Origin of the sequence: Candidatus Methanodesulfokora washburnensis, from assembly GCF_003947435.1 — an archaeon.
Lineage (GTDB): Archaea > Korarchaeota > Korarchaeia > Korarchaeales > Korarchaeaceae > Methanodesulfokora > Methanodesulfokora washburnensis.
The window spans coordinates 1-5552 of the sequence record NZ_RCOS01000035.1; the positions used below are offsets into that span (position 1 = coordinate 1).

Annotated in this window: 4 protein-coding genes; 3 read left to right on the forward strand and 1 reads right to left on the reverse strand. The window is 40.2% G+C overall.

Annotation, left to right across the window (positions count from 1 at the left end; genetic code table 11):
- Both D6D85_RS02545 and D6D85_RS02550 read left to right on the forward strand, forming a co-directional pair.
- Positions 1–770: BREX system ATP-binding domain-containing protein (locus D6D85_RS02545; RefSeq protein ID WP_125670514.1), on the forward strand; the 770-nt coding region annotated here is incomplete at its 5' end.
- 61 nt (positions 771–831) lie between these two features.
- On the forward strand, positions 832–1224 hold the full coding sequence (locus D6D85_RS02550) for a hypothetical protein (protein WP_125670515.1): 393 nt from the start codon (positions 832–834) through the stop codon (positions 1222–1224).
- Positions 1225–1407: 183 nt separating this feature from the next.
- Here D6D85_RS02550 and D6D85_RS02555 read toward each other — a convergent pair whose 3' ends face one another.
- Complete coding sequence (locus D6D85_RS02555; protein ID WP_125670516.1) at positions 1408–5124, reverse strand: Eco57I restriction-modification methylase domain-containing protein; 3717 nt, start codon at positions 5122–5124, stop codon at positions 1408–1410.
- 224 nt (positions 5125–5348) lie between these two features.
- Between D6D85_RS02555 and D6D85_RS02560 the strand changes: the two genes are divergently transcribed.
- Positions 5349–5552, forward strand: a 204-nt coding sequence (locus D6D85_RS02560) for a DUF365 domain-containing protein (protein ID WP_125670517.1), incomplete at its 3' end; no start/stop codon positions are given.

Below are 5552 nucleotides of genomic sequence, written 5' to 3' on the forward strand. Positions count from 1 at the left end.
TGATGACGGCAGTATCCAAGGCCCTACGTGAGAGATACTCGGGAAAGTTGGATGCTATCTCATTCCGTTTTAGGAATAGACTGAGCCCAAAGGTCAGGGAGAAGTTCGAGAGACTCGGGAATGAAGCTGTATCCAGAGCTCTAGCTTTAATGACGATAGATCATTTGAACCCCGTGGCTTACGATTACCTGACCGGTACGAGGGGCCTCGAGCCCGATGAAGCTAGGGAATTCGAGAGGGTTCTCGGATGCAGGACCTCCTGGAGGCTGCAGAGGGAGGAGGTGACGGAGGCTTTAGTTACTGTAGCTAGAGCTATGAGGGAAGCTGGGATGAAGGCTCTAGCCATAGCTATAGATGAGTTAGAATCCCTTGAGGATGTGAAGAAGGACCTCCTCTCCAAGTTCCTAGCTGAGTTCACTGTGCTCGTGGACGCCAGCGTCAGATCCCCGGTATACATGATAATAGCCTCGACGCCCGGGTTCTGGTCCGGGGATAAGAAGAGCGTCAGAGCCCTATATCCATTCCTCCACCAGAGGTTGAACATGAGGAGGATCGATCTGAGTGGATTCAAGGAAGCAGATGCTAGGGCTCTAGCTTGGAGGCTCGTGAATCTTTATGAGAGAGCTTACGGTAGATCTGCTGTAGAGGGCATCGAGGCTAACTCACTGGGGTCCGATGCCTTCAAATCCGTTCAACCTCTGGGCCACCCGAGGGGGATACTTCAGTACTTGATGGAAGCTCTGGATGAGAGGGTCGTCAGGGCGAAGTAGCCGGATGAACTTGAGTTACGCTTAGGGAGCAATTTATGGATATAGCTCCAGTGAGGATTTCATGAAAAAGGAGGATCTGAGGATTATAGCCATGCTAGTGGGTGATATATTCAATAAGATATCCTTAGATAGAAGAGCTTTAGAGATGACTACAGAGTTCTTCATCGAGGAGAAGAAGAGGGCGGGTCTGTCGCCATCGGATCTTTACTACATAGGAATGGCTGACACCGCATCATGGTGGTGGTGCGGCAGACAGAGCATCCTGGCCAACAAGAGGATGAAATTCAATTTCTTTCTGGCACATCTTTCCGACAGAATAGAGTATTCGATGATCCTCGGATACCTGCCCGTGGAAAGCAGACCTCTGGAGGATATAGTCCCCAGACTTCCGGAACTCGAGTGGGATCGAACATGTCTTGAAGATAAAATCCGGGGATCTTCAGAGGATGCCTGATGAGGAATTGAGGAAGTACTACGGTAAGCTATATCTTCCGATGAAAGATAACTTTAGGGAAATCCAATGAGAATTCGACATTCGGAGAATCCCATCTAGATGATGAGATCTATAAATTTCTGAAGGAACAGGGAGAGATCTTAGAGAGGCTCGCTCCGGCGGTCATTAAGAATAGGTATTTACTCAATATCCATTATTTAGCCTCCTGAAAAATTCGAGAACCTTACTTTGATAGGTGGTTGGAGTCCTCAGAGATTCAAACACTGTTTTTATCTCGTTTTCATCTAATCCATACAGCTTAAAGACCAAGGCATCTATTTCAGCTTCTAAATTCTCAATTTCATTGTCTATCTTTACTATGTCCGCGCTCAACCCCTTTATCTCCTTTTCTTCAAGCCACTTTTCAAATTCCTCCATAGTTTTTTTAATTATGTTAGGTGTTAATTCGCTTGAGCTTTTGCTATCCTCTTTTATAATTGGTACCTTTGTTTTCTCGAGAAGTTGAGAGAGGTTTTCAATCTTCGCTCTCGATTCTAGAGCTTGAATCAGGGAGCAGTAGATATGAAGCATGAGTTCTCTGTTGCTAAATTCCATCTCATAAACAAGCTTTTCTCTATCATTCTCATCCAACCCATATATCTTTATTTCATGCTTATTTACCTCTCCTACAACCCTGAAGTCGTTGAAAACAGTATTTAGCATCTTAGATTCAGTCGTCGGATAGAAGGTAGCTTTGGAGGTCCAAGCTTTACTAAACTCTCCCATCTGCATAAATCGGGCATCTTCAGAGAGTATCCTATATAAGGAATATTCGCCTTTTTTAAGCTGAGTACACCATTCTCTCCATGTTTTAAATATCTTATAATGTGCTTCCTTTAGTGTCATTAATAAGCTGACGAAATTTTCAAATTTGCTGGCTAGTTCTTTATCGATTTCTTTAACTCTAAATATCCTTAGGTAAGGGGAATTTATCCTTAAATAGTCTCCGCTAAGGTGACTCATCCCGTAAACCACTCTATAGATAAATTTGAATAATGATGAGTTGAAAAGAGCAGCTAGATAGTATAGCGGATAAGGTGATTCATTCTCGGTAACATAATAAACACGACCACACCCCATCCCGATGGTATCATAACCGCAATAAATATCCTTCACAATTCCAGGTATCATGATTTTTCGCTGTTTAAATTCGGTTATCTTTTCCTCAGATAGTAAGGACAGAGGGAAATATTTGTCAGGAGGAATTATATAAAATGGAGTTATGTCTTCTCCTTGCACAAATCTGATATAATCTCCTTCCTTCGCTTCGGTTGACGACTTAATTTTATCCGAAAAACCTGTTCGGGCAACACCGCATTTAAACAGATTCTCGGGGATTGCATGACCACTTTGCACTTTCTTAAAAAGTTTTAAATGCATACCTGTTATATATGGGGTTAAAATACATAAAGGTAACTCTGATGTGAAAATAGATTTGGGGACCTCCGTAAGCGAGGGTGATCCTTCAACCATCTCCTTCTCAGATGGGGAACCAATACGCACATTATATTGAAGGTTTTCGTCAACTCGCCTTACTATGAAAATTACGGGATAGGTAGCAGCATCTTTGAACACTTTTATATTGGAAACATCAATTATCTCCTTCAAGACTTGACTGTTTAGTAGGTAATCCCTTAATCTATATCCATATTCTGCAATCATGAATTTATTAGTCATAATGTAGCTTAATATTCCTCCTTTTTTCAGTAATTTAAGGGATTTCTCTGTAAAGGGTATCGTTATATCAAATTGACCTTGAGTACATTTGTAAATAGCCTTCAAAAACCTTGCATATACTGTGCCAAGTTTTTTCACCATGAGACGATATTCGATGTAAGGAGGATTGCCTACTATGACATCAAATCCTCGTTGCTCCTTAGTCAAAGGAGTACCATTTTCATTAAAGAACATATACCAGAACTCTAATGCCCAGTGAAATGGTTTAGTTTGACTGGGAAGAATCTGATTAGAGATTTTTTCTTCTAAGTATTCCTTAAGTTTTTCATCAAGTTCATTTCTAATTTTACGCTTTATATTTTCGATCTTCTCTATAAGCTCAGGATCAGTTGGATCCTCCAGATATTTCCGCCTTAGATCAAAGAGCTTAATTAGATCCATTTGATACTTATCGCTGATATATTCTATTGTAACTTTTTCAGGTAATCCAACAAGAGAGTCGCCACAGCGTAGGTTCATTTCAAGATTCGGTAGAATGTAATTTGTTTCCGACGGAAGCCTATCATATCTAAACTCTCTAGGTGCAAGTTTAATCGCCTCCAACCATATATTCACTTTTGCAACTTCAAGTGCTCTTTGGTCCAAGTCAACGCCATGAATATGCCTCACAAGTATTCTAGCGATTAGCTCTCTATAATTGCTTGGACCTATGATCCTCTTTACTTCTGTCAGTTGATCTACTACCTCATCTTCCCCCGGCAGTAGAAGCGAGCCCCTGTAATTGTAATGCTTCTCTATATTCTCCTCGATTAGCTTGTTAAGTTCTTCATACTTTTTAAAGATTATTCTTATGGCTTTTATGAGAAAGGATCCAGAGCCACATGCTGGGTCGAGAACCCGTATTGAAACGAATTTTGAGACTAGCCCTTTAACTTCATCGAAGTTCCCGTCTTCTAGCTTCTTTTTTATCTCCGCTAATAGCTCATCATAGAGTTTACCAACAGTATTCTCCACTATGTACTTTGTTATATATTTCGGTGTATAATAAATCCCCTCCTCTTTTCTGACTTCACCTAAAAATATTTCGTAGGCTTTTCCTAGAACATCCTCATCTATGTACCTGAAGTTGTACTGCATTATCCCCTTTATATCTCCGACAGGCGTCTGAAGATAGGTCAATCCAAGGACGGACTTGAGGTTTTTATAAAATTTGTCTATGTTTTCAGGATCTTCCTTGATGTACTCCAAGATTTTTTCTCTAAAAAGCTCTGTATCGTAATATGTATAGAACCATTCATCTATTTCATTGAAAAACCTCTTTAAAACCATTAACTTTCCTTTTTTCTGCCACATTCGCTCATTGCGTTCCCAGCATTTTCTAATCCAGTTAAACTCTACAACTCCATAGTCATCCAAGGTCTGGATGAAGATAAACTTGTTAATCATGCCTATTATTAGCTCAAGTTTTCTTCTCTCGTCAACCGTGAATTCTACCTCTGAAAGCTTATTAACCCAAGTTTTTAGGCTCTCCAGAAACTTCTTGTCAAGCTCATACCTTACTGACTCAAATTCCTTCCTTTCTAAGTAATCTCTTAGGTTACCGATAACATCATATTCTTTTACAAAATTGAAAAGATCTATAGAATAGAAGTATTTGACCTCCTTCGGGCTAAGATCCTTGCTGTAGAAAAACCATTCCTTTAAATTTGTCAAAATAACATATTGTGCTTCACCCTCTCGAATATATTTGAGAATTTGCTCTCGATAACTCTCAGGTTTAATCTTCTTTTGTCTAAGCCTCTTAAGAATATGCCTACCGGCCTTATCAGACTCAAACTCCGCTTCAAAAAGCGGCTTGAGCTCCAGTACAATAGTATGCCCCGTCTCATCCTTAATCAAATAATCGACAAATCCGTTGGATCTGACCTCTGGTATAGCTTCACCAAAAAGATACTTCAAGAGAATGGATTTACCAGCGATGAAGGACTCTCTAAGTGCAGTTTCAGGCTTAGAGCCATACCTCAAATTTTCAATATATGATTTAGCCTCGTGACTTTTAAGACTGCGCAGAATGTCATCTATTTCCTCTTGTTTAATCTCATCCTTGCTAAAAAGAAGGCGAAAATCCTCTAGAAGTGATTCCCAAGAGGTTTTTTCAGCACTGGTCAGGGCCCTGCTGCTCATCGCTCTAAAACCTAATCGTGGTATGCATAGAAAGATATAAATGTTACTATAAGAATTATTCCTTTTTTAGGTCATTCTAGGTAAAAATTTACGAAAAATTCAGAAAATAATGATATATATTCCCGCATTCTTTAGTTTCCCAGCAGACATGCTTTTATCTTTCTTCCACTCATCAGAAGATAAATTATTTATTTTTCTTCCCATCAAAAAATCTGGGTGTTATATTGAGCGAGATTATAGGTGTTGTATACCCAGTCCCCTCTAACCTGTTGCAGAGGATATTCAGCGGCAAAGATGTGTTCATAAAGCATCCCACGTGCTTCAAGCAGCTCAAACCTGGGCACAAGGTCCTCTTCTACGCATCCCATGAGATAAGGGGCATCTTGGGTGAGGCGACGATAAAGAGCGTAGAGATGATGAAGCTCGAT